This is a genomic window from Eilatimonas milleporae, from assembly GCF_003688555.1.
GTDB lineage: Bacteria > Pseudomonadota > Alphaproteobacteria > Sphingomonadales > Kordiimonadaceae > Eilatimonas > Eilatimonas milleporae.
Window position 1 is genome coordinate 287,189 of sequence record NZ_REFR01000012.1, and the last position, 24,437, is coordinate 311,625.

At 52.8% G+C, this 24,437-nt stretch carries 20 protein-coding genes; 6 read left to right on the forward strand and 14 right to left on the reverse strand.

The annotated features are described in order from the left end of the window. Positions 1–121: 121 nt before the first annotated feature. Complete coding sequence (locus BXY39_RS12555; protein ID WP_147453570.1) at positions 122–1,081, reverse strand: T3SS effector IpaJ family cysteine protease; 960 nt, start codon at positions 1,079–1,081, stop codon at positions 122–124. Positions 1,082–1,952: 871 nt separating this feature from the next. On the opposite strand from BXY39_RS12555, the gene BXY39_RS12560 reads away from it, so the two are divergent. Then, positions 1,953–3,014, forward strand: coding sequence for a PDDEXK family nuclease (locus tag BXY39_RS12560; RefSeq protein ID WP_121939320.1), 1,062 nt, complete (start codon positions 1,953–1,955; stop codon positions 3,012–3,014). Positions 3,015–3,173: 159 nt separating this feature from the next. Here BXY39_RS12560 and BXY39_RS12565 read toward each other — a convergent pair whose 3' ends face one another. The 7 genes from BXY39_RS12565 to BXY39_RS12595 form a co-directional block, all read right to left on the reverse strand. Beyond that, positions 3,174–4,481 carry a type II toxin-antitoxin system HipA family toxin gene (locus tag BXY39_RS12565; protein WP_121939227.1) on the reverse strand — a complete coding sequence of 436 codons (1,308 nt, stop codon included), beginning with the start codon at positions 4,479–4,481 and terminating at the stop codon, positions 3,174–3,176. Further along, on the reverse strand, positions 4,478–4,831 hold the full coding sequence (locus BXY39_RS12570; protein ID WP_121939228.1) for a helix-turn-helix domain-containing protein: 354 nt from the start codon (positions 4,829–4,831) through the stop codon (positions 4,478–4,480). Before BXY39_RS12570 ends, BXY39_RS12565 begins: the two co-directional genes overlap by 4 nt. A gap of 323 nt (positions 4,832–5,154) precedes the next feature. Beyond that, positions 5,155–5,388 (reverse strand): glutathione S-transferase C-terminal domain-containing protein, encoded by a 234-nt coding sequence (locus BXY39_RS12575; RefSeq protein WP_121939229.1) that lies wholly within the window; start codon positions 5,386–5,388, stop codon positions 5,155–5,157. 3 nt (positions 5,389–5,391) lie between these two features. Then, the gene (locus BXY39_RS12580) at positions 5,392–5,802 is read right to left on the reverse strand and encodes a glutathione S-transferase (protein ID WP_121939230.1); all 411 of its coding nucleotides are present in this window, start codon (positions 5,800–5,802) and stop codon (positions 5,392–5,394) included. Next, entirely contained in the window at positions 5,803–6,384 is a 582-nt protein-coding gene (locus BXY39_RS12585) for a cysteine hydrolase family protein (protein ID WP_121939231.1), read from the reverse strand. A 279-nt stretch (positions 6,385–6,663) separates the two neighbouring features. After that, positions 6,664–7,359 carry an FG-GAP repeat protein gene (locus BXY39_RS12590; RefSeq protein ID WP_170163824.1) on the reverse strand — a complete coding sequence of 232 codons (696 nt, stop codon included), beginning with the start codon at positions 7,357–7,359 and terminating at the stop codon, positions 6,664–6,666. A gap of 204 nt (positions 7,360–7,563) precedes the next feature. Next, the gene (locus tag BXY39_RS12595; protein WP_121939233.1) at positions 7,564–8,145 is read right to left on the reverse strand and encodes an FG-GAP repeat protein; all 582 of its coding nucleotides are present in this window, start codon (positions 8,143–8,145) and stop codon (positions 7,564–7,566) included. A gap of 464 nt (positions 8,146–8,609) precedes the next feature. Here BXY39_RS12595 and BXY39_RS20120 point away from each other — a divergent pair, with 464 nt between their 5' ends. After that, positions 8,610–8,906 carry an HNH endonuclease gene (locus BXY39_RS20120; RefSeq protein ID WP_170163825.1) on the forward strand — a complete coding sequence of 99 codons (297 nt, stop codon included), beginning with the start codon at positions 8,610–8,612 and terminating at the stop codon, positions 8,904–8,906. Here the strand turns inward: BXY39_RS20120 and BXY39_RS12605 are convergent. The 3 genes from BXY39_RS12605 to BXY39_RS12615 all read right to left on the reverse strand — a co-directional run bounded on the left by BXY39_RS12605 (position 8,903) and on the right by BXY39_RS12615 (position 11,939). Further along, complete coding sequence (locus BXY39_RS12605) at positions 8,903–9,238, reverse strand: DUF7673 family protein (RefSeq protein ID WP_121939235.1); 336 nt, start codon at positions 9,236–9,238, stop codon at positions 8,903–8,905. The two genes, BXY39_RS20120 and BXY39_RS12605, sit on opposite strands and share 4 nt — an antisense overlap. A gap of 318 nt (positions 9,239–9,556) precedes the next feature. Beyond that, positions 9,557–9,778 carry a hypothetical protein gene (locus BXY39_RS12610; RefSeq protein ID WP_121939236.1) on the reverse strand — a complete coding sequence of 74 codons (222 nt, stop codon included), beginning with the start codon at positions 9,776–9,778 and terminating at the stop codon, positions 9,557–9,559. A 67-nt stretch (positions 9,779–9,845) separates the two neighbouring features. Next, complete coding sequence (locus tag BXY39_RS12615; RefSeq protein WP_121939237.1) at positions 9,846–11,939, reverse strand: ParB/RepB/Spo0J family partition protein; 2,094 nt, start codon at positions 11,937–11,939, stop codon at positions 9,846–9,848. Between the two features lie 1,104 nt (positions 11,940–13,043). Between BXY39_RS12615 and BXY39_RS12620 the strand changes: the two genes are divergently transcribed. From BXY39_RS12620 to BXY39_RS12635, 4 genes are all read left to right on the forward strand, one after another. Then, the gene (locus BXY39_RS12620) at positions 13,044–13,556 is read left to right on the forward strand and encodes an RNA polymerase sigma factor (protein ID WP_121939238.1); all 513 of its coding nucleotides are present in this window, start codon (positions 13,044–13,046) and stop codon (positions 13,554–13,556) included. Next, positions 13,553–14,650 (forward strand): FecR family protein, encoded by a 1,098-nt coding sequence (locus BXY39_RS12625; RefSeq protein WP_121939239.1) that lies wholly within the window; start codon positions 13,553–13,555, stop codon positions 14,648–14,650. Before BXY39_RS12620 ends, BXY39_RS12625 begins: the two co-directional genes overlap by 4 nt. A gap of 349 nt (positions 14,651–14,999) precedes the next feature. Next, positions 15,000–17,717: a TonB-dependent receptor gene (locus BXY39_RS12630; RefSeq protein ID WP_147453571.1), complete on the forward strand. Its 2,718-nt coding sequence runs from the start codon at positions 15,000–15,002 to the stop codon at positions 17,715–17,717. A gap of 103 nt (positions 17,718–17,820) precedes the next feature. Then, positions 17,821–20,220, forward strand: coding sequence for a hypothetical protein (locus BXY39_RS12635; RefSeq protein WP_147453572.1), 2,400 nt, complete (start codon positions 17,821–17,823; stop codon positions 20,218–20,220). Between the two features lie 26 nt (positions 20,221–20,246). Here the strand turns inward: BXY39_RS12635 and BXY39_RS12640 are convergent, their stop codons facing one another. The 3 genes from BXY39_RS12640 to BXY39_RS12650 all read right to left on the reverse strand — a co-directional run bounded on the left by BXY39_RS12640 (position 20,247) and on the right by BXY39_RS12650 (position 24,278). Beyond that, entirely contained in the window at positions 20,247–22,082 is a 1,836-nt protein-coding gene (locus BXY39_RS12640) for an asparagine synthase-related protein (RefSeq protein WP_170163826.1), read from the reverse strand. Between the two features lie 13 nt (positions 22,083–22,095). Continuing rightward, complete coding sequence (locus tag BXY39_RS12645; RefSeq protein ID WP_121939243.1) at positions 22,096–22,860, reverse strand: lasso peptide biosynthesis B2 protein; 765 nt, start codon at positions 22,858–22,860, stop codon at positions 22,096–22,098. A 746-nt stretch (positions 22,861–23,606) separates the two neighbouring features. Then, positions 23,607–24,278, reverse strand: a complete 672-nt coding sequence (locus BXY39_RS12650) for a hypothetical protein (RefSeq protein WP_121939244.1) — start codon at positions 24,276–24,278, stop codon at positions 23,607–23,609. Positions 24,279–24,437 lie beyond the last annotated feature (159 nt).

Genomic DNA, 24,437 nt, shown 5'->3' on the forward strand with positions numbered 1-24,437 from the left:
GCCATCGGCGATCCAATAGCCAAGCGGGCTAAACGAGGCTTGTGCCTAAATATTGATCCACATACAGCTATGGGCTCCCAGGCTCGACTCCTTTATTACACCTATCATAGGGAGAGCGCCTCTAGCGTTTTGAAAGTATTATTGATACGCCGGTGCCCCTCATCCCGACCTTATTTTTTGCGTCCACCAGTCCAGAATGGTTACGTCCGTCACTTGGATCCATTGCCCTTGGAAACGCTGGACGCACCATTATGTAGTGTAGCGCACCAACATTATATGCATCACGGTATTCAGGATTAGAGACAAACCTGAAAAATTGCATAACATTACTTAAGAAATTGCCGGTATCATGAATGCATCGATGCCCCATAAGTATTTTTAGCTCTCTCCTTTTAATGTTATCTTGATTTTGCATGTCTTCTAAATCATGCGTGCTTCTGGGGTCATCGTATTCTGTAAAGACAACCTCATTATTTCTATGCATTGTCTCTAGAGTTTCGATCTCCCTTAAGTAAAGAAGCCGCAGGAGCCTTCTTGCATATGTCCGATATACTCGTACCTCAACATTCAAATCCAGCATGCCTCGTGCGCATCGCGCAATATTCGACGGCATACTATATTGCCGATCATGATAATTGTAATTCATATAGGGAATAGTCGACACATCATTATTGGCGATATTCTTGATATCTTCACTCGCAGTCCGCGCCTTTTGTATCGCCCATTCCGTTGCTAGGCTTGTTCTATCGTTGGGTGCACCTCGTGCAAGGGCTGTCACATTATATAAAAGATACTCAAAAGCATCCAAAATATTATAAAGGCGAAGCTTACCGTCTTTTTGATCAATAGGCCCGGGGTCTGCCAAGCTTGCTTGCTGCTGATTATCCTTATTTGTTGCGGCTGTCCTAGGGTATTTGAGCGAAGACATGATAAGAGGATGAAGCGGAATGGGGGTACGGTTGATACCAGTTTCCGTCAAATAATTTGGCAGTTGGATATGAGTGACGCCAAGCTCAATCGCGGCGGTCAGCAATGATGCCGCGCCGCAAGAATTGTCGGTGATCTGCTGTTTTTCCATCATGCTCTCCTCCCACATGATAGGAATGAGGTTGTATCACCCAATTTTCACGCACATCATATCTTAGCAATCAAGGCGGGATATAAATAAACTTTTGGATTACTAACATATGAGGGACGGATCCACAAACCACTATTCAACAGATCACAGCCGGACAGTACGGCCTTTGTGCTTAACCTAGTTTCCGAACGCCTTGGTTGCAAACGGAGTCGTTCAGTCACGTGTATATTACGCGTTTCCAATATTGGACATATCGCGTTTTTGAATCGCTCGGATTGCTCATTTAAGCAACCTTTCTTTCAATTGCCGAGCATCAGGGCATGGCTCAAAAGGTATGAGGTGGCAGGGAATGTCTGGGGCATAGGATTCTGACGGTTTCCAGGAATGAACGCAGCCATGATGACGGCGAAACCGTGTTGCTTTACGGTAAAATGGCGCAGACAGGACCGGCACGGGCTGGAGGAGGAGAGGGGTTGGGACATGCCGGTCTGGACGCGGTCCTGCGTGCGGAGCCCATGGACGACGCGCCGTCGCGCCGTCCCTTTGCATACCGCCAGCACCTCACCCTCCGCGTTCTCATCCGCAACTGCCGCCGATCATGTCGGCCGTCAGGGTCTTCGACTGGATGCCGGCGACAGATGGCGGGCGGCGCCATCGTCCAAGGGGCATGTGTCAGCAGTCGGCGTAAAAGGGGAACTTATAAGGAAGGTTCTGGTCGATGCCGCTGCGGCTTTAAGAGTAAAATTCCCGTCCTCGCTGCCGGTCAGGGCAAGGCCTGAAGGGCGGGAATTTTACTCTTAAAGCACCTGTTGATTGGGGTGAGGGCGCTGATCTTGATGAGTGCGTAAGGTTTGAACTATGCGGGAGTATGGATATGCCTGTCAGTCACGCTGTCTGGACGGTTTCAGACAATCCTTTGGAGGTGCCTCAGGGAGTGTTGCCTTCAGAGCAGTTGCTCGAAGAAATGATTATCGCGCAGCCGCGCATACTTTCATCGGAATGGATGCTGATCGGTAGACAAATCGACACAGGGTTCGGCGGACGGGTTGACCTTCTCGCTATAGCTCCGGACGGATCGCTCGTTCTCGTGGAATTGAAGCGAGATCGCACCCCGCGCGAGGTTGTGGCACAGGCGCTGGATTATGCAGCCTGGGTCGAGGGGTTGGCTGCTGAGGATGTTGCTGAAGTCTATGCGCGCTATTGCCCAGGGCAGAGTCTTTCCGAAGGTTTCCGCAGGCAATTCGGTCAGTCTCTTGATGAAGACACAATCAATGAGACACATCAAATTGTAATAGTCGCAGCTGAGCTTGATCCCAGTAGCGAGAGGATCGTGAATTATCTGAACGAGCGTGGCTTGGCGATCAATGTCCTGTTCTTTCAGGTGTTTGAACACAATGACACCCAATTGCTAAGCCGTGCTTGGCTCATCGACCCCGGTGACGTTCAGGCACAAGCAGCCAATACGGGGCGGCGTGGTGAAAAAGAGCCTTGGAATGGAGAATATTACGTCAGTTTCGGCGCCAATCAGCACCGTAAATGGGATGACGCGATACGCTATGGCTTCGTTTCCGGCGGAGGGGGCACCTGGTACAGCAATTCACTCCGAATGTTGAATAAGGGAGACCGTATTTGGGTCAAGATTCCAGGCAAAGGCTTCGTTGGAGTTGGACGCGTGGCGGGGAGCCGGGTTGCAGCGAAGGACTTTCGCATCGCTGAGAAGCCTGCGTTGGAGGTGTTACAGGCTGAATATCACCGAGAATTCGAGCATGACCCCGAGAGATCGGAATATTTCGTACCGGTCGAATGGGAGCATACCGTTCCCGCCACTCAAGCCATCCATGAACTGGGTATGTTCGGCAATCAGAATACCGTCTGCAGACCCGTAACGCCCTCGTGGCGAACAACTGTTGAAAGGCTGAAGGTTGCACTGACTTGATCGGCTTTGCGCTTTTAACGGTCTGCCTCAGGCCTTCAAGGAGCGTCCGACGACAGAGCGGGGCCCGTTGCACTGGGCCAATGCCAGTCCTCGATGTTCTGACGGGCGTGGGTCATTTTCGCGGAGGAAAATGTAAGACGGTTTCAGGAAGGGGCTGTTCTACAGGAACAGTTCCTTGCGGTGGGTGCGTTCTATTCTGCCGATATCGGATTTGGGGATGCCGGCTTCATCCGCGAAAGACCGCCAGTCCCTGATTGCCGCGGATACGTCAGCGAGCAGGGTCTTGGCTCTTGCTGTCTTGATGTCCCCCAGGCCGGCAAACTCAATAAGGTCGTCGATGCTGAAACCATCGCGTTTGCCGGCCAGACTCATCTGATGTCGGCTTGTCCATGCGCCTGACGGATTGTAGGAATAGGCGACGTCAAAGGCAGGCGACAAACGCCATGCGCCTTTTCGGTCCATGAGAAACGCGATGTTTTTCACATGATCATCCTGGTTGCGCGCCAGAATATTAAAATAAGTCCGGCGCACCTGCTGCTCCAAATCGCTCATGGGCAATGAGAGACGCCGGATTGTTTGCAGGACCTGCTCATAGGCATAAGCGCCAGCGTCGTTGAAATCATAATGCATCATGGCCCCGAGCGATTGCATATGCCGTTTCTCGCCATCGTCCGTGCGGTCAAACCGCTTTGTCATGAAATGCGCCCGCCCGCCTTCCTCATGCAGGCGGCAGTCCTGCATGTCGATGCCCGCTGCCCGCGCCATGCGGTGGTATGCATATTCGATGCGTCCAAAGCCTTGAGGGTCGGCGACCTCCCTGTCCCGATTGCCGGCAACGCCGTCGAATTTCATAATCCAATGACTGAACCCGTCTGCGGCCGGCGCCTGTCCGGAACGGAACTCTCCTGTTGCCCGGTTCCACGCCAAAACCGCTTTCGCACGTGCTCCGCCGGCCGACGTGCCGACACGCAGAATATCCTCTATCACCTTATGGTCGTCGCCTCCGGTCAATTTGCCTTCAAGGGTTATGCGGTCGTCAAGCACCCGGTTGGCAAGGGCCACGAGAGCGTCAATCTCGACCTTGCGTGCGGCCTGTGGCGTCTCTTGCAAGGCTGGTTTAAATTCAAGTGCGCCCATGCCCCGTGTGCCGGTATAGCAAAGCCGTTCCAAAGGGGTGAAGCTGTCGGGCGGTCGGTTTTCGCGGGACAGCCAGGCATCAATCAGCGCATTGCCGAATTTGTCCGGCAAACTATCGGCCAGCATGCCGGGCAGACCTTTGAATGTTTCCCTGGACAAAGACGGAAATTCATAAGGGGCATCGTTCAGCGGCATCATGAGCGGCGCCACTTCGATGCCGGATCGCGCGAATTCGGGCGTGTATTGAAACACGCCGATGGCGCGGTCCGGCAGCCATGTGACGGCGCCGATATCACGACCCCAAAGAATGACGCGTGCCGTATCGGTCATGCCTCTTCATCGCCCCATGACCATTGTGAGTTTTCGTGTCTTTTCCTGCTCGCTCTTCGACGTTCTGCGCCTTCAAACCGGAGGCGCTCCACAGGACGAACGCCCGGGTCTGGAAGCAGAGCCGCGAGATGATCCGTGAGCTGCAAGGCCCTCATAACGCGCACAAATGAATCCAGTGAGACCTTTTGACCGTCCGCGAGGCGCGTCATCGTGCTGCGGGAGATGCCCGCTTCTTCGGCAAGGTCTGTTTGGCTGATGTTGCGGCTCAGCCGTATCTCCTCAAGGCGCTTGCACAACGCTTGGATGATGGCTTCTGTCGAGGCGGCAGAGAAGTTGATGTTATGCATCATTTTTGGCGCAAAGGCTCCTATTTTTGATGTTAATGATCCACTTATGACACATTATCTTGAAAATTGAAAGAGGGGTTTATGCGTCTATCTTGACGCATAAAGTCGATTATGATCTATTTATGTCTCAAAAATGATGCATTAAAAATAAAGCAGCACGGAAAAAGTCTCGTGTCGGCGCTGCCATATCTGCCTAAACGTTCCCGGTTTGCGGTCAGGCTATATGGACGTAAAACAGCCTGACCGTTGGAGTAGGGCCATGCATACCAACACCATTGCAGCAACGTCCGGGCCGAAAATGGGATGGCAGTGCCTCTGACCAGATGTCAATCGGGGATGATGCGCTGGTCCATGTCCCGGTCTTTCGCCCGGTCGCTCTCAATCAATTGACGGATGAGAGGGCGGTTCAGGACACGCTGCCGGTAGTCGTTCAGATGTCCGTATGACGACGGGTCAAGTCGGGCATTGTCGGACAACACGAAAAACCACGTAAGATACGCATCGGCGGCGGAGAAACTGTCCCCAAGCAGATAGGGACGATCCGCAAGATGATCGTTCAGGACCTAGAAACGCAGGGGCGCCAGATCCCTGATGCGGTCTTTCATCGTGTCGCTTGCCTCCGGATAAAAGACGATGCGGAAAATCTGTTTGTGCAGTTCGGTCGCGCAGAAGGCGATCCAGCGCGCCAGCTGGAAAAACGCCGGATCGAATGGATCGCGCCGGAACCATGCCACCGGAGACCGTGACTGTATCCACAACAGGGCCGTCGATGTTTCGGTGAGGATCCCGCCATCCTCCAGCCTCAGCACCGAGACCTGGCCGAGCGGGTTGATGTCATACAGCGACCCGCCGGTCTCAAGCGTCTTGGTGCGCAGGTTGAGATAGGCGATGTCCAGCGGGACATGTCCCTCCGCCGCCGCCATGCGGACGGCCAGCGAACAGGCCAGCGGTGCATGATACAAGGTCGCCGTCATTTACAGACTCCCTCCATTGAGACACGGAAACATTCGTGCTTTCAGATAGCGCTCGGTCGTGGTCACCTTCGCGAATGCGAACTCGAGGGCCGACATATAGGCATTGTGTACCTCCTGTGCCGGTATTGTCATGTCCTGAAACACCAGATCGCGGGACGCGCAGGCGTCCGCGACCACCGTGACGTTGAACCCGTAATCAGACGCGGACCGGGCAGCGGAGTCGATGCACATATGGCTCATCGCGCCGATGATCGTCACATCCGTGATATCGTCCGTGTCCAGAAGCGCTTTCAGTTCCGTTTTGTGGAAGGCGTTCACTTCCGTCTTCAATACCGCCCATTCGCCGTCCTGCGGCGCGCCGCTTGGATGGATTTGCGCGCCATGCGTATCCGGCGCGAAGAAGGGCGGGTTCTCCGTCGCGAACTCGTGGTACACATGGATGACCGGGTCGCCGGCCTCCCGTGCCGCCCACAGGAGTGTGACGGCGTTAAAGGTGACGGTTCCGATATTGTGAAGAGGCCATTTCCCCGACGGGTAATAATCATTCTGCAAGTCGATCACGATCAGTGCCTGTTTTTTCATGGCCCAGTTTTCCTCATTGTCTGGTCCTTTGCATTACCAGATCCTCCGTTCAAAAATTTTCGCCGGTGTTGTGGGGCATCGCCAACGCGGTATGCGGACGATCACGTTTAGCCAACCGGTGGACAGACGGTTCCTGTCCCCGGTGTGGGGCGCCGAGACGTCCGGCCGGACGTTTTGTTTGGTATCGCACCCGGGCGAGCGGCGGCAGGGAGTGGGTTTTTCCTTTCCGCAATGATCCCTGTCTCGCCGCCTTACTCTTTCCGCTACAAGCTCTGCGTCTCAGGAGAAGAGAAAATCGCCCGTATCGACAGATGCCGTGGCATCGAAGAAGATGAACTGCCGGACACCATTGTTGATGAACTCGGCGAAGTCCTTGATTCCGCTGGGGAAATTTGTGAAAGAGACATCGCTTGCCGAAATGTCGATATTGCGTGCATCGATGATGTCCTCGCCGGGGTTGAAGTTGTTGATGGTGAAACTTCCGGCATGGGCCCGGTCCAGAAAGAAACGTTCGCGTACGCCGTCCACGCCGGTGACGATCGGGGCGCCGGTCAACACCGAGATGAAAGCGGGCGTGCCGAGATCGATGACGCCGTCTTCTGCACCGTCCGCGGCATCGGTAAAGGCCAGATCCGCCGCTAGCAACAGTGTCGCCTCGCCGGCATCGGCACTCGCTCCGTTCGCGCCGATGAGCAGGTCATCGCGGCCGTCGCCGTCGACATCGCCGGCGGACGCCACGCTGATGCCTGCCCGGTCTCCGGCTTCCGTACCGATGAACTGGTAGGACCTGGTCTGTTCGTTGGCATTGTCGAGATCAATGATGCTGTCGGTGGTCCCGTCCGCTGCGTCTGCTGCCAGCGCCATAGCTGTGACGAGATAAGCCTCGCCGGAGTCCATACCGCCTCTGTTTGCCAAATCTGCGCCGATGATCAGGTCGGCGCGTCCGTCGCCGTCGATATCGCCGGCGGACGCCACGCTAACGCCCGCTTTATCTACGGGTTCTGCCCCATTGAAGCGGTAGTATGTAAAGAAAGGCTGTGGGCTGTTTTGGGTGGCTTGGGTCATCATATTCTCTCTATATCTGGGTTCATGTTGTAAGCATGACGGTGTAAAATACCTTGACCGTTGGGGCAGGGGCTCTCTTCACTTGGCCATGCACTGCCACGTGTTCCCCAGGTCTCAGGCGAAGAGGAAATCGTCTGTATCGACAGAGGCTGTGGCATCGAAGAAAATGAACTGATTGGTTCCGTTGTTGGGGAACTCTGCGAAGCCTGTATTCCCGTTGGATGCATTAGCGAAAAGGACCGCACTTGCCGGCACATTGATATCGCGGGCATCAATGATGTCTTCGCCGGGGTTGAAGTTATTGATGGTGAAATTTCCGGTATGAGTCCGGTCCAGGAGGAAACGCTCGCGCACGCCGTCCGCGCCGGTGACAGTGGTGGCACCGGTCAGTATCTCGGCAAAGTTCGAACCAGGGGCGATGGCCGCATTGTCGAGATCAATGACACCGTCAGTGGTACCGTCTGCCGCGTCCGCTATCTCCAGTAAAGAGGACGCCATCAAATATACTTCGCCGGAACGTGTGCCGCCGCCATCGGCGCCGGCTGCTCCGATGATCAGATCATTGCGGCCGTCACCATCGACATCGCCGGCCGAGGCCACGCTAATGCCAGCATTGTCCAAGGCCTCGGTACCGATGAATTGATAAGACCCAGTCTGTTCATTGACATTGTCGAGATCGATGATGCCGTTTGGCAAAACTTCGTGAGTGGTTCAGCTCGTCGATTAATTCGTCCTTGTTTTTGTCATATGATAATATCTCTCCATTGAAATGTTGGGTAATGATTGCCGAAAGGGTTTTGTAGACATGGAGCGTTGAGCGTTTCTCCTCATTCCATTCGGCAGCGAGAAAGGGCAGGGGCCGTTTGTCGTCCGTTTTAGAGAAGAAATCACCATCCTCACTTACGATGTGAATGTCCTGTCCCTCGGGCACTTGATCCAGTAGGATAAGCCAGTTTACGGCCTAGAGTGGTTGGAATTGGTAGTATTGCCATTCTAATGGTTGTGATCGGTAGCCTGCTGTGCACCGTTCAAGGCATCTCATCGATGTAAGCAACTCCCTCTGGACCCTCGATCCGGTTTTGGTGCTTGTTCCAAACACAGCATATGTCGATATATGTTCGATGCACCACGATTCTCCAAAGACCAAACCGTCAAAAAGCATGCGACGTGCCATCCGGCTTCTGATCCTTCAAGATGGGAAGTGCATCCTATGCGGCAAGCCTGTTGCCGTCAGGGATTTAAGTATCCACCACTTTATCCCCAGAGATAGCGGGGGCCATGGCAGCAACCTGTACAACCAGACAGCAGCCCATGTTCGTTGCAATCATGTCCAATCCGCCAAAGCCCCCAAGCTTATGCATTGGTGGCGATACAGGCGCCTCGTCAAACGGATTCTTGAAGGAGATTACCAGCGAGCGGATTGGACCATCTATCGAAGAGAACTGGACGGTCTCTAGCGGTCATACCATGCCTTGTACCTTTGGGGTACGGACAGAGCTTCCCACTGATCCCAAAGCTTGGCGAAAACCGCGTCCCCATTATCAATGACATTATGGGGCTCGTGGGATAGTTGGACACGGCATCGCAGGACTGTAAGGGCCGCATCCAGATGTTTGCTATCCAAAAGGCATAGATCGGTCAGATTCATATGCCATTCGACGCCATTATAGACGCCGAGCAGCACTTGCGCTGCCGCACGGGCGCCATGGGTATCGCCGCGCGCAAGGCGGACAAGACTTTCGACGGCTTCCCGATACGATCTGAAATCGTCTGATGGTGCGGTATCCATGGGCGTTTCCTGAACTTGGGGGTGAGCTTATTATTGACTGGACCTTCTCGCCGCGACCAGCCGCTTTTTGGGCAGACGGCGCTTATAGTCTTTTCCGGTCTTTCTCTCACGTTCGATTATCCAGATCGATTTTTCAGTCTCTCGGACAATTCGGGTTATGGTGCATGCGTCCGGGGCATTATTCCAAGACAGTATATCTCCCACTTTAAGGTCGCCAGCAGGGATGGCGGGTAGCTTTCCGATCCCTTGCGGGTGAATGGTTTTGTCCGGGTGTCTGTATCTCATGGTGGTACCTCTTGTGAGATTGGTGATAGGCGGTCACGCATCCCATAAGGGTTTGTGTCGGGTAGTGCGCAGCCGTGCGTTGGTGCTCGGGGCCATACGCACGATCTCAATTCCGGGCAGGGTAATGAGAAGGTCTTGCCAGACTTGGCCCGGATTGGCCGCGAAAACGTAAAGCTGTTCGTGGTCGCCGTCCGCGTCGCGAACAAGAGCCGTATAGCCTGTCAGGGCAGGGCGGTGGGTAGGAGCGTCGGCCATGGGTCGATATCCTTTCGGCCATGGAGAGGTGGGGGAAGCGGTGCATCGCTTCCCCTGTCGGGACTGATTAGGCTGCTTTTTTCACTGGCGCGGTCTTGGCCGATGCGGGCCTGCGTCCGCCCTTGGCGGTCCGGGGTGCCGGTTTGCGTACCGGGGCCTTTTGCGCGGGCTTGGAGGTGGGAAAATCCATATGGTCGGGCGTCCATGTCCGGGCTTTTTTGATCACGTCCTTGCCATAGACTTGTGCGGAGCCGTCAAAAACCCCTGCCAGCGCGGTGACCAACTCAGCTTTTTTGAGACTGCCGAGGTCAAGCCGGAACTGCTTACCGCCGATTTTGTCGGCAATGTCCAAAAGCTGGTCTTTGGTCAGGCGATTGAGGAAAGCACCATCGGGTTTGAAAGTCGTCCGTATAACGACCTTGAACCTAGAGCCCAAGATATCATGATCATCATGCTTGCCTTGTGTCCAGGCACTGGCTCTTGTGACTTGCCGGGACAGAATGGCGGCAGCCCACTTGTCTTTTTTGGCATTGGATAAAGCGCGGAAAACCGCGTATCCGTCCCAAAACGGTTTATCGAGGAACGACCGGTCCAATTCGGCCATGAACTCGGTGATCTTTTCCTCCGCTTGGATTTTGTATTCGGCAGATGTTCGGTTGTCGATAAAGCCTATAGGCATTGAAATAGGCTCATTACTTGTTGACCGGTGATTGAAATTCCGGGCCAAGCTGTAGAGCATGAGATCAGGCGCTTCCGCATAGTTTCTTAAGACACCGTATCGTAAGGCGGCGGTTCGTTCTGCGGTCAGATCGCCTTGTAGCTTTCCGCTATAGTATTTGGGACCGGAGGTCTTGGCTTTCTTGGCGGGCGATGGCTGGCCCGTATTACGCAGGACCTTCAAGGCGGGCACGTCTTCGTCACGCACCAGACCCCGCACCGTCTGAACATCACCATTGGAGTCCAGATAAACTTTGACCCCGGCCACGGCTTTTTCGGCGGGATTGAAGTCGGTCCGTGCATTGTGCATGACGCTTAACCGGTCATTCAGTGCGCGAATGTCGTTTTCGGTTTTTTGATCCGCTTCCGCTTCCGCTTTTTCCGTCAAGATGTCGATTTTGGAGAGGATACGGGTTTCTTCGGCCTTTTCCGGCTCGGTCATGGGCCGCGTGGTCCGGGTGATCTTGGTGCTTCCATAGGTGGGGATATGGGATTTCAGCGACGTTTCTGCCCACTTGAAGCCTTCGCCAGTTCCGATCTTATCAGCTTCGGCTTGCAGCTTTGCCTGTGCAAGGTTTTCCAGTAGTGCGCCGTCCACAAGGCGACTACCCTTCTGGAAAAGGTCTTCCACGATCCGGCCCCCTTTGGCCCTGTAGGCGTCAAGCCCCACAAAGACTGCCAGCCGGTGGTCTTCCGCATAGCTGTTTTCGCGAATGGCTTCACTGACTGTGTAAGCCGTGAAGTGTCCCCGATTTTTCAGGGCTTGCCATACCTGCAATTGACGCTCTGTGTCGGGCTCACCGCCGAAAGCTTTGGCAATGTCCAGTGTGATTTCATCCTCGCGTAAAGCTTCGCGGATGGGTTCTGCCAGCGAGCCAAGACGAATGCGCTGTTTGATATGACGTGCCGTGGCTGAAAATTGTTTGGCGAGGTCGCCCACGCTCGCTCCGGCCTCCAAAAGCTCTGCATAAGCTTCATATTCGTCAACCGGGTTCATGGCCTGACGCATGGTGTTTTCGGTAAGCTGCTGGACCGCCTCGGGCACCATGGGCGGTACATTGTCCACGATGCATGCCACCGGATGAGTGGGCAGAATTTTTTTCTGCTTTATAAGCAGCTTGAAGGCGGCCAAGCGGCGGCTGCCCGCAATCACCTCAAAGCGTCCGTTATCAAAGGCACGAACTTTCAGGCTTTGCTGTTGTCCTGTGGCAAACAGGCTTTTTGCCAATACATCAATGCCTGTGAGAGGGCCTTTGCGGACATTGCTGGTGGCCGGGTCCAGCCTATCAAGAGGGATCATAAACGCGTCGGCTGGTTGCTCCGTGACTGTGCCGGTTTCCGTCTCTGCTGTCGCGATGATTGTCTCTGCGGCGTCCGCCTCCGTCGCTTTCGCCGGAGTGGCCTGTGTGGTCTGCGGTGTGGGGGCTTTATTTACTTTGGTCATGTTTCAGTCCTTTGGGGGGTGAGGTGCTGATTACTTTATAAGTTTACTGTATTTATCCAAAAAAATCAAATAAACATTGAGATATTTAAATAATACTTCTATATATACAGTTTTTTTATTTTCAATATATGTCAATATTTATGAGATTAAATGAATAGTGCTTTTCATATATTACTATGAGTATTTCCATCCATAATTTTGAGGTAGGAAGCGGGGGCTGCTGGCGCAGAATGGTCCGGTGAGCGCCACACCCCGTCCGAAGGCCATGGCGGCGGGATTTTTGGACAGCGCGGGACGGGGTCAAGGGCCGCGTCAAGCGGCCTTGGGCACCCTTGGCCCCGTCCCGCGCTGGCCTTACAATCGCGCGCCGCCTGTAGGGCGGGAGACGCCTTGCGGAGGACCCTCTCCCCCTGGATCTTGGTGCGGGGCCAGTGGTCCGCAGGATGGCTAGGATGGTGGTGCGAGAAAGAAGCCCCTATTTGTCAACCGGACCGGGAGTGTGGTTGAAGTGTGCATGATGGATCAATTCCTGATCCGCAGGCCGGGACTCATACACCATGCCCAGGCAAAAGCCTTGCTATATCAAGACTAGAGGCCGTTCTCAGATTTAGGGCATGTTGTATGTCCTAAATTGTATGCAATCTAGTCAAGCTGATCAGACAAAGGGACATATCTAGTTACCGGATTCTGCGATAGACTCAGCAAAGAAGCATTAGTGGATAAGTACAAATTTAGCAAAAAAGAATTTAATAAGATGAAAGCTTCATTATTCTGAATAGAATCGATAAATATGATTATTTATCAATGATTATATTTTATACATTTTATATAACAAATAAATATATACAATCAAAGCATATATATTCAATCTATGATTACAAAGATATTTGTTATTTAACCGAGGGTGCCTATTTGCGATCTACAGGATTCTATTATTGATATTTGCAACTTGTCCGATGTTCTCTGCTTGTCCAATTTATAGACTGGAACGTGGATTGCCCATGCTGCACACCCGCAGGGCGCAACGGCCTTTGGATCTGACTCTTGACCCAGCAACAAAGCCAATTCGCTTGTACGGAGCGTACCCCAACGACAAATTCGCACATGGTTTTGGTGGAAGAATTGTATAGAATCCACGTCGAAAACCTGCACGCCTATATCCGATCGAGATATCATGACGTGGAGCCCGCCGAGACGATCCAAGCCGTTTTCCTGAAGCTTCTCAAAATGACCAATCCGCCCACCAATGGCAATTTGGGGGCGTACCTGTGCCGCATGGCCGACAGTGAGGTCATGAACCGATACAGACGCAAATCCAATAGACAGGTGTTGGAGGGGGCCGATGAGCAGGCGGACGATCATCCAGCCTTGTGGGAGACCATCACGCCGGAACAGATCGCGGCCGACAGACATGAGCTGACGCTTGCGATCATGGCGCTTGAGAAAATGCCCAAATACCAACGCAAACTGGTTTTGATGTATGGCTATGGCGATTTGACCTGTGCGGAGATCGCAAGACGGCTGGGGGCGCCGGAAAGGAAGGTGCGCCGGCATGTCAGCAAGGCCATGGCCGATTTGCAGAGACTGATTTCCGAATTGAAGACAGAAGACGCATGACCGAAAGCCGTACCCATAGTGACCGCGCAGTGAAGGATGCGTCTGACTGGCTGGTCGAATTGTCCGAGACCCCTCTGGATGCCGACAAGCAGGCCCGTTTCAAGGCGTGGTGTGATGCCGACCCAGGCAACCGGGCCCTTTACGAGGAAATGGCAAACCGCCGCCGGCTGCTGCCGCAAATGACCGCCTCGGATCTTTCCGGTCTGCTTGACCCTGAAGATGTGAGCCTTTTGGACGCGCAGTTTGTCCCACCGAAACGGTCACCCTTGGCGGCTCTTTGGGCCTCGATCGGCCAATGGTCGGCAAATCCCGTCCCACAAGTGGCGGGTGGACTGGCGGCACTGGTGGCTGTGGCCTTTGTGGTTGCCGTCATGCTGCAAGAACCGACGTCACGGGAATATGGGACCAGTGTGGCCGAAGTTGACGATGTGCGTTTGCCTGACGGCAGTGTGGTGACTTTGGGCGCCAGGTCCCGCATGACGGTGGCTTATTCGGACAGCCGAAGGGTCGTCCGCCTCTTGGAGGGTGAAGCCTTCTTTGATGTGGAAAAGGATGCGTCCCGGCCTTTCATCGTTGTAGGCGAGGGGGCACAGGTGCGGGTTTTGGGTACAAAGTTCGGCGTGCGCCGGGGGGCTGGCGGCCTGCATGTGGCCGTTGAAGAAGGCACGGTAGAGGTCAGCCGCACCATGGCGCCGAGATTGGCCGACGAATCTCCAACGCAGGACGCCGGCGATAAAGCAGAAAACGAAGTGCAGACAAGGGCCGTACTTCAGGCCGGGCAAAGTATTGTCGCCGGCCATGTCGGCGCTATCAGTCCCGCCAAGGTGGCGCCTGTCAGCGCCCCGCCCGGCGCGTGGCGCGAGGGCAGGCTGATCTATATGGATGTTCCCTTCTCGGAAGTGGTGGCGGATATCAACCGCTATCACGCTCGCCCGTTAAAACTGGCATCCGCCGATGTGGGAGACATGCGGGTCACTGGTGTTTTCCTAACTGACAGGATCGACGTTTTTGTGGAGGGGCTGCCCCGCTTGTTGCCCGTAGTGTTGAAGGCGCGCGCTGACGGGTCGATCCTGGTAAGCCATAACCGGGAATAGCCGTCCGGCATGTTTAGATCTACACCTAATGGGCTGTATTAAATCATAGATAGTGTATTACTACTCATAATATAGTCTCTCAAGACAGGGTGGCTATGGCGTCTACATATACGCGCATCTGAATAAAATTGAAAAAATAGACAATCCATAGAGTAAATATACACCCTTAACGCGCTTTATATTCGTTTTTTAGGCAATTCTCAAAAAAATTTGCACCACTGGTGTCCGTTTCTGCTTTGGCGGTGGTTATATTCACGAGGTGAGTGAATTTCACGAATGCATTGGAAATGAGGTGAAATCACTTCCTCTGGTGAATCTAAAGAGCCATGTTTTTTGCTAGGGGGAATAAGTGGGCAGTACAATTTTTACAAAGGGTTTTGTGAAGCTGGGAATGGTTTCACTGGCGGCGGTGACGGTAGGGCTGGCCGCCCAGGCACAAGGGGAAACTCAGCGTTTCAGGATAAGCCAAGGGTCTCTGCAACAGGCCCTGGTGGAATTTACGGTCCAGTCACAATATCAGTTCATGGCCACCGAGGGTCTGTTATCGGGTAAAACCGTGACGCCGGTGATCGGCGTGATGTCCCGTGAAGAGGCCCTACAGCGCCTTCTTGAAGGTACGGGTCTTACCTACGAGATCGATCGGCAAGGCCGGGTTATTCTGGAAGAAGACAGGGAAAAGCATGGGGCTAGTGGACCCAGCAATAGCACTTCCTTGGTTCAATATGCGGCTGTTTCTGATGCTGAGATCGCACGGCAGAGCAATGGGGCCGCAGTGACCAATGCCAGAAATGGCGGTGATGTCGATGAGACGGATGGTGATGGATTGGAAGATGGTGCTGTCGAGGAAATCACGGTCACCGGGTCCAATATCCGGGGAACGGAGCCCGCGTCTCAGGTCTTTAAATATGAACGGGAAGAGATTGAACGTACCGGCTTGACGACGCTACCGCAGTTTCTGAGGACTTTGCCGCAAGTTTTTGGCGGGGGTGCACAAGACGGCAATGGGGGTGGTAACTTCGTTGCGCCTGGTAGTGGTGCAGGATCGAATGTTGGCTTCGGTTCCGGCGTGAACCTTCGCGGCCTTGGCAACCGGTCAACACTGGTTCTGCTCAATGGCCGGCGTATGGCGCCTGCCGGCTTTGGGGAGGTCGTTGATATATCCCTTATTCCTCTGCCGGCGATTGACAGCGTTGAGGTTCTGCCGGATGGGGCGTCGGCCTTGTATGGCTCAGACGCCGTTGGTGGTGTCGTCAATTTTGTCCTCCGGGACGATTATGAAGGTGCCCAGACACAGGCTCGGTATGGCTTCGTAACGGAAGGGGGGCTGGATGAACTTCAGCTTTCCCAGACCTTTGGCAAGTCTTGGAACAGTGGTCATGCCATGCTCAGCTACGAGTTTTTTGACCGGTCTTTTTTGGACTCAGAGGACCGAGATTTTAGCGTGAACTCGCCAGACCCCACCTACCTTTTACCAGAGCAGACCCGCCATAGCGTGTTTGCGGACGTTGGCCAGAGCCTGTCCGATCAGGTCGAAGTGTTCGCCACCGCCTTCTACAGTGACAGAGAATTTGAAACTTTTACGGCACTGACAACCTCTCCACTGACATCCCTGTTAACCGGAAGCACGGAACAATTTGGAGGGACTGTTGGTGGGAACGTGAATGTCGGCAATGATTGGCTTTTGGAAGTCGCCGGAACCTATAACGAGACCACAAGCTTGTTGGTTAATAATACTTTTTTTATACCGTTCGACCCAATGTCTTCTCCACTATTCACTTCAATTAATGAAACCACCTCAGAAGCCTTGGTGATCGATGCAATACTGGATGGGCCTCTGTTCCAAATGTCCGGTGGGCAGGCGAAAGCGGCAATCGGCGGCCAGTTTCGCGGCGAAACTTTTCAACGCAGGATAGGGGACGTCGTGAGAACTGACGAGGATCGGGATGTCTATGCCGTGTTCGCAGAGTTGAACTTTCCTTTCATCAGTGCCGAGAATCGCTCGCCGGGTTTTGAGCGTTTGGAACTGAACATTGCGGCCCGGTATGAAGATTATAATGATTTTGGCTCATCCACAGATCCTAGGATCGGCTTGGTCTGGTCACCTGTGGTTGGCCTGAAATTCCGTGGGACATGGGGTACATCCTTTAAAGCACCTTTGTTGTCCGAGTTGGATGAAACAGGCAATCAGGCTTTTCTGCTGGATATCGAGAATCCGGACAATCCCTCAGAGATCATCCCTGGTATGATATGGATCGGAAACAATTCGGATCTCGGGACGGAATCGGCAACTACGTGGACGGCAGGGGTCGATATTACGCCGGTGTCAGTACCGGGTCTGTCGATAGAATTCACTTACTACGATATTGATTTTGAGGACAGAATTACAACTATACGCGCCTTTCTGGACGGTTTTTCAGATCCAAGGTTTGCATCTCTACTGACGCGCAATCCTAATGCGGAGTTGATCAATTCTCTCTCCAGCCTGCGGCTTTTTGAGAATTTCTCCACGATGTTTCAGCCGGAAGACACACAGATCATCTTTGATCGTCGGCTTCGCAACCTTGCAACGGTTCAAACCAATGGGCTCGACTTTGCCGCTTCATATGGCTTTGACAGCGATATCGGGACTTGGAACGTTTCCATTGGCGGGTCATACATTTTAGAATTCACGGAGCAGATTTTCGAAGCGGACCAGCCTGTCGATATCGTTGATACAGTTTTCAATCCCTCAGATTTGCGGCTGAATGGGGCGGTTTCGTGGGAAAAAGATGGCTTTGCGTCCAATGTTCAAATCCGCCATACCGGCGCCTACAGGGATGTGCGCGAGACCCCGGCCGCGAATGTGGACTCCTGGACAACGGTCGATCTGAATCTTAGCTATAATACGTCGGGTAACACGGACAGCCCGTGGTTGCGCGATACCGTCTTTAGCATCAGTGTTCAGAATCTGTTTGACCAGAACCCGCCCTTTGTCGTGGGCAATGCCGGTGCAGAGCGGAATTTTGATCCTGAGAACGCCACTTCATTGAACCGCTTTATCGCGTTTCAGATATCGCGGAGCTGGTAAGCCGTTTTTTGCTGGCTGTGGTGCTCTGCGTCATGGCCAGCAAGCTTTTTCCGTGCCGTTCGCATCATTTTCTATGCTCCAAGTCTTCGAGGAGAATCCAGTCATGGATTTGCGGCTATTTGTATTTTTGTGGTCCTTTTGGGTAGGGTATAGCGGGGCTGTTGAGGCACAGGCTGACACGAGGCGTCCCTTCAATGTTGAAGATTCCATCCGTATGGTCCGCATTGTGGAGCCGAATGCTGCGAATTCAGTATTTATGCCCACCAAAGTCGAATTATCGCCGGATGGACGATTTTTTGCTGTTGTGACTCAAAAGGGAAATCTGAAAACGCTGAAAAATGAGTATGAGCTGATCCTGTATAAAACCCAGGACGTGCTTGACTATGTGAATGTTTCTATACGGACCGACCGGGAGTTGCCTGAAGCTCGTGTTCTTACTAGAGGAGCAACAGATTTCAATGAGGTCGCGTTTCAAAGTCTGAAATGGTCTGGCGACAGCAAGTCCCTTTCCTTCATCGGTTATCTCGAAGATGACGCCAAAGTGCCGGGACAGGTCTATGAGATCGCCATCGAGACGGGAAAGCGCGTAAGGCTGACCAATCATCCGCGCCCCATAACCCAATTCGCCTATCGGCCAATCTCTGACAAGCTGCTTTTTGCGTCCACATTGTCGTCTAACAACCCCGATGCCGCTAAACCGAGCTATCTTGTCGGGGTCAGGAATGTAAACGAGACTTTCATGCCGGAGGAAGATGCACCTCCGCCCGCGATACAGTACTACGTTCAGGATGTGCAACGGCGGCAGGCAAACCCTTCCGACGCCCGTCGTGTTGGTGATGTGTACCCGGGATCATATTGGCCCTTTATCTGGTTATCGCCGGATAGCCGCTACGCCGTGGTTTTAGTGACGAACAAAATTGGTCCGGCCCATTGGATGGCCGGGTATGACTACCTTCAAAGCAGTTTTCTTCAGATGAGCCTGGCGGAGTTCGACGAAAATACCATGCGCCGCCGTGAAGACATGCTGACACAATTCAGCCTGATCGATCTGAAAGATGAAACGCTGCGTCCCGTTTTCGATGCGCCCACAGGTCTGTATAAGGGCGGTGACCGGGTGGAGGCGCATTGGCTACCGGACAGCAAAAGCGTTGTGTTGTTGAACACGGCCCTGCCGCTTGTCTCTGACAGTCCGGATGACCTGGCGAAGCGGAAGCAATTTTTTGCGGCAGCGGAATACACCATTGCCACGGATGCGATCCGCGTCATGGACTATTTCACCTTGTTCAAGTCGTTGAGAAATCCTGATGCTCCATCCTTCCCGGATGTGCCCGGCGGCCACTTTACCGATTTTTCGCTGTTGGCCGACGGGACAGCCAGATTGGAAGTGGTGGACGATAGGAGAGATGCTCTTCCCACGCGGTATTTTCGCAAAGTTGACGGGGTTTGGCGTGCTATTGCCTCCGTGGATGATGCTGAGACCATCTCTGCTGACCTTTTGACTGTCTCCGTACATCAGGATGTCAATACGCCCCCCGAGCTGGCTGCCCATGATGGTTTGACCGGCGCCCGTAAAGTCTTTACCGACTTCAATCCCGAGCTACGCGATTTGAGCATGGCCAAGACGGAAGTCGTGACTTGGTACGACGGTCATGTAAGGGACTGGCGCGGTGGACTTATGCGGCCCGTGGGTTATGAAGAAGGCATCAAATACCCTCTGGTCATTCAAACCCATGGATTTTTTCCTAAGGAATATCTTGTCGATGGACCGTTTGGGGTTTCCAGCGCCTATGCGGCTCAGGCGCTTGCCGGTAAAGGATTCGTGGTTTTCCAGTTGGAGGACCCTGTTGGGTATTCTCAAGATCTGGAACAGTTTATGGCTTACAGGCATGGCCTTGAGTCCCTTATCGATCTGCTGAGTGAACAGGGGCTCATCGACAGGGAGAAAGTCGGGCTGATTGCCTGGAGTGCGACCGGCGCTCCGGTCCAGAATATGATGATCAATTCTGATTATCCCATTGCTGCGGCCGTGGTGGCCGACAGTTATAATTACGGTCTGCTCGGTTATGTTGGGCAGTTCGGCTATAAGGCACCCGCCATGGCCTATATGGAGAAAATGATCGGCGCGGAGCCCTGGGGAGAGCGTCTACCCCTTTGGGTTGCACGGAACCCTGAGCTACATTTGGACAAGGTTAAAACACCGTTGCGTTACGAGCAGTATGAAAAGGGCTTGTCTGGCTGGTGGAGCATTTACACGCTTTTGAAGCGGCAACAGAAGCCGGTCGAATACTATGTCTTCAATGATGCGGCTCATGGACTGGTGAAGCCGTCACACCGGCTGACATCACAGCAGGGTACCGTTGACTGGTTTTCGTTCTGGCTTAAAGGGGAGGAAGATCCTAACTCTGACAAAGCAGACCAATATGTCCGTTGGCGCAAATTCAAGGAACAGCAGAAGGCATCTGTTCTGAATGCCCTGAAGGCACGCGGTCGTGCCGCTCATTGATCCAATAGTACTTTGGATATTCAGTGCTAGGCGGCGACTTTATAGCTGGCCTGCATGGCCTTGCGCAGCCAGATTTCGGTACAGGCATGTCTTAGCAGCGTTCCGGCATCAACGTCACTCTCAATGGTGTCGGTGTCGCTGAGTGCCCTTTCAAGCGCCTCTTTGTTGAGCATTTTCTGTTGCACAAGAATGCCGTTGAGAAGGAGGTCTTTGATAAAGCTATGGTTGGTGTCGTAGATTTCCTGAGCATAAATCTCGATACCGCCTTTTGAATGACGTCTGAGAATCTGAGCCGGCAGATCGTCCTTGAACGCAAGGCGGGTCAGACCACGGTCTTTGCCGCTATGGGTCAGCAGATAAGTCGGTATCTTCACATAGAGTTCTATGAGTGGCTGAGAAAGCAGTGGATAGCAAAGCTCCAGGAAATCAGCGAAACGTTGGGTATGATGGTACTGATTGACGAACGATAGGACCATCAGGTGCATGAGTTTGCCTTTCGGCAGAGACTTATCGCTATGCGCTTTCTGGAGCAGGGGCGGCATGGACGACACGAAGTTGATTTTTTCCATGTAAGCTGGATTAAGCAGCTCTCTTGCCTGTATGGACCAGTCTATAAACTCATCTCCCTCACGTTGAATGAATTGGTCCTTCAATGCGGAACCGAGGATGGACCAGATGGATTTTTTTGATAGGCGGGCCGTATCCATCGCGACATGGAACAGCCGTCTGTTGAGGCCGTGTCGTTCAAGATAATCACTGGTGATGTAATGCGTGTTGTACTGAAAGAAGAGGGGATCACCGCCTTCGCCTCCGAAAGCGCCTGTCGCGCCCAGTTTCTCTGAAAGATCAGCTTCAAAACCACATCGATCCAGGGCCGTCAGATACCATTCTGGGCCCGCAAGCGGTGCAATCTCAAACAGGTTTTCCATCTTAAGGCTCTTGGCGTCCTGTTCTCTTTCAATAAGCTCGACCCCAAAATGACCGGCTGCAATGCGCGCGAAGTATCGCTCATCACCTGATTTGTCCGATGAGGGGTGATAGTTCACACAGACAATGTCCTTGGCTTCTTTACATTGCCGCAGGCATGCCAGAACGATGGTGGAGTCCAAACCGCCAGACAATTTGTGAAGAATTGTGGAATGACAGGAAGCCCATGCGGAAACGCATGACAGGGCTTTTTCGCGTATCAGCTGTGCGGCCTCATGCGTATCTTCAATCAGCTCATCATGAAGTAACTGTGTTGGATTCCACAATGAGAGGGACCGAATATCCCTTCCTTCATGCTGGCGGCAATCACCGGATTGCAGCTTTCCCATTTCGTGAAAAGCCGTGTCATGCTTGTCCATGTTAAAATATGCAAGATGGTTGGCGATATGGTGCCAGTTTATGCTGAAGCTCAGAAAATCCAGCTTGGTTATGTCGTCCGGAAAAGAGAAATATATGCTGACACTTTTGTACTCAGTAAAGTAGCAGCGGAAGCCTTCTATGGGGCTTTTCACGACGGATTTTGTCCCGCGTTTTGTGTCATGAATGAATGCCACATAGCGGCCCCAGAAATCGTCGATAAGGTGCTGGCCGGATGACGCAACGATAGCATGGGATGTCCGGTCTTCGATAGTATCCCCTACTGTTTTGCCGTGTGTTGTAAAGAGTTTGCCCACGACTACACCGCCTGAGGTCGTCAAACGGGACGCCTGCATGCGGCCCTTGCTTTCCCCGGTATGATAAACAGTCATGCCTTCACTCTCGAATGCGGCCGACCAATGTCCACCGGTCTGGGTCAATCGTGTCTTGATGAAAGCGGCTGTCGCGTTGGATTGAGGGTCTTGCTCATTCCAGATCAGGGCGATGTATCTGTACATGTGGATTTGCTCTTTAGGCTGACATAATCGGGCTGAATGCGCGGACATGCTGAAGGGAATCATTGTAGACAAAGTCGTTATCCTGGACCCAGCAATGTGCTCCAAAGGGACGGAGTTTCACGCCGAAAACCCAGTTAGGATAAACGCCGTGCAGTTCCATGAATTTGAGCAGCGATAGGGAGTCAAAAAAGCAATGGTTTTGGCTGGTGAAAAACAAAGGTCTGAGTATCTTGAATATTTCCATCAGGTCGCGGGCGTCGCTCTGACTTCCGGTAGATTTTTTTCTGCTTTGCTTTCGTCTTTGGGAGACACTGGTGACGACTTTTTTCGTACTCATGAAGCGCAGTGCGGCATAGGCGGAAATTGTCGCTCTGAAGAAGTTAAAAACATGACCGGCTCTTATCTTCGGTGTGCGGTCAAAATCATATCCCGACAGATCTTCACTAGGCATCGGCAGGCTTATGGGCCTTGCTGGCTTACCAGTCGGGTTCGAGGTTAAAAGACCCTCATCAACTAGGTGATGGGCAAGAGCTTCGCCGTCCTGTGTTTGCGCGTTTCCTGCCATAAGCGGTGTCACTCTTGCTTTGCGCAAGGCGCTGACTGCCGATGGATGGAGGACATCTTTGTGAACGGATAGGAATGGTAGAATGGACGCTGTTTCGGGTGGTGTTAGAGCTGAGTATCTGTCTTTGTTCAGGTCTAAGAATATGACCATGTTTTCAAAGAGGCTGATATATACGCCATCAGATAAATGGTACGTTATCTTATTATGGCTCATTTAAAATTCCTGACCAAAATTATTCCACGTTTTTCTCTTTACAATCAGTGAAGTGAAAAAGAGGTATGCGGCTTGGGGCGCATACTTCTAAATGCTTGTTAGAGCCAGAAATTGTGACTTTCGCCGCCTGGGCTTTTGGTGACTTCATACATTTTTCCTAAATCAAGCATTGGGCTTCCTCTGAAAGAAACGATTCTGTTGAGATCACGGTGCTAACCCTGATCATAAAGGCACGTAACAGACTGTTTACTGAACATGTCGGCCGGTACTGTTATTCTCCAAAAGGGGCCCTACCGTGCCTTTGGTTGCTGTTTTTATCTTACCCAGTTTGACCATTTTTCCCCTCGTTAAGGCTGTAATAAGGAAGAGGTATGCGGCCGGAGCCGCATACCTCCAATCGTCCGTATTTCAGGACTCCAGGAACTCCGTAACACCACCGGGGTCCAAACGGTTGCCGATGGGGCCTTTGGTGACTTCGGAGACTTTACCAATGTCAAGCATGGGTCTTCCTTTCAAATGTTGGGTTTCGACTGTATCGATCGATTCGACAATGTAAGAATACAACTTATAGAACATTAAAGTCAAAGTATTGTTTTAATTATATTTTCTGAAACAATAAACGCATATAATTATAAATTATGCTATCTGAAATAGCATTCTTTGCAGCATCGTTTGCGTAACCTTCCTCACCACGCCTTTACGCTCGGTTTTGGACGCAAGTGAACGTGAGAGAGGGGGTTGTGATTTCAAACTTTGCCGATGGAGCCGGCCAGATTGTCTATCCTTCGGTCGTGGTATTTTGAGAGCGCTTCCTGAAGCAACACCCAGTTCCTGCTTGCGTATAGTTGTTGGAGATCATCCAGCTCATTCGCGATCCGATCCGCGCCCAGCCATTTTGGTTCCTGTTCACGAAACCATTGAAGACGGTCATTCAGGAGATCGATTCTCCGGGCGAGGTCTTCAATCTGGCTAAGCATGGCGATGCGGTTGAAGAGTTCGGCTGTGCGGTCCGCCAGCCCTATCTGACCCTCAAGAGCTTCCAGGGTATCATCGTCGCCTTGCTGTCCTGGCTCGATGGTCAGCAGCGCGGCTGCAAGGAGAACGTCATTCTGGCGGTATAGGTCATAAACCTCTCCGCGTTGCAGAATCTTGGTGCAGAAGCTGCCCAAGCCTGCATCGATGAGTCCCTGTTTGGCGAGATAGGTTAGATGGTCTGTAACTTCCGCCTTATCGATCCACCCAAGGTCATCGGCAAGGGCTTTCGCGGAAATGGGTGTACCTGGCTTGAGCCCGGTTCGGATCAGGGTGTGCCTGATGGTTTTATACGCAGCGGTTTGCTCGCGCGTCTGCATGCTCTGTCCATAAGGACGGACATTGGTATAAGCGTCGAAGCTGCTGAGCGAGATGATATCACCCATGATGCCTCACATGGTTGTGGTCTTGAGTTGTCTAGGATGTGGCTTTGAGGCGCACTGAGACAATCCCGCAAAACTACGGGGGTTTCAAAAGTATAATTTTATCAATCAGTTATAGATTCCAAGGCTGCGTTGTAGGCATTATTGTTCTAAGGATCACGT

What these genes read in the sequence shown, in the direction of transcription:
- BXY39_RS12605 (WP_121939235.1), bottom strand. Translation starts at nt 9,238, where the DNA reads ATGGATACCGCACCATCAGACGATTTCAGATCGTATCGGGAAGCCGTC.
- BXY39_RS12560 (WP_121939320.1), top strand. Translation starts at nt 1,953, where the DNA reads ATGCCTGTCAGTCACGCTGTCTGGACGGTTTCAGACAATCCTTTGGAG.
- BXY39_RS12635 (WP_147453572.1), top strand. Translation starts at nt 17,821, where the DNA reads ATGGATTTGCGGCTATTTGTATTTTTGTGGTCCTTTTGGGTAGGGTAT.
- BXY39_RS12645 (WP_121939243.1), bottom strand. Translation starts at nt 22,860, where the DNA reads ATGAGCCATAATAAGATAACGTACCATTTATCTGATGGCGTATATATC.
- BXY39_RS12620 (WP_121939238.1), top strand. Translation starts at nt 13,044, where the DNA reads ATGGTTTTGGTGGAAGAATTGTATAGAATCCACGTCGAAAACCTGCAC.
- BXY39_RS12565 (WP_121939227.1), bottom strand. Translation starts at nt 4,481, where the DNA reads ATGACCGATACGGCACGCGTCATTCTTTGGGGTCGTGATATCGGCGCC.
- BXY39_RS12555 (WP_147453570.1), bottom strand. Translation starts at nt 1,081, where the DNA reads ATGATGGAAAAACAGCAGATCACCGACAATTCTTGCGGCGCGGCATCA.
- BXY39_RS12640 (WP_170163826.1), bottom strand. Translation starts at nt 22,082, where the DNA reads ATGTACAGATACATCGCCCTGATCTGGAATGAGCAAGACCCTCAATCC.
- BXY39_RS12615 (WP_121939237.1), bottom strand. Translation starts at nt 11,939, where the DNA reads ATGACCAAAGTAAATAAAGCCCCCACACCGCAGACCACACAGGCCACT.
- BXY39_RS12580 (WP_121939230.1), bottom strand. Translation starts at nt 5,802, where the DNA reads ATGACGGCGACCTTGTATCATGCACCGCTGGCCTGTTCGCTGGCCGTC.
- BXY39_RS20120 (WP_170163825.1), top strand. Translation starts at nt 8,610, where the DNA reads ATGCGACGTGCCATCCGGCTTCTGATCCTTCAAGATGGGAAGTGCATC.
- BXY39_RS12610 (WP_121939236.1), bottom strand. Translation starts at nt 9,778, where the DNA reads ATGGCCGACGCTCCTACCCACCGCCCTGCCCTGACAGGCTATACGGCT.
- BXY39_RS12650 (WP_121939244.1), bottom strand. Translation starts at nt 24,278, where the DNA reads ATGGGTGATATCATCTCGCTCAGCAGCTTCGACGCTTATACCAATGTC.
- BXY39_RS12625 (WP_121939239.1), top strand. Translation starts at nt 13,553, where the DNA reads ATGACCGAAAGCCGTACCCATAGTGACCGCGCAGTGAAGGATGCGTCT.
- BXY39_RS12570 (WP_121939228.1), bottom strand. Translation starts at nt 4,831, where the DNA reads ATGATGCATAACATCAACTTCTCTGCCGCCTCGACAGAAGCCATCATC.
- BXY39_RS12585 (WP_121939231.1), bottom strand. Translation starts at nt 6,384, where the DNA reads ATGAAAAAACAGGCACTGATCGTGATCGACTTGCAGAATGATTATTAC.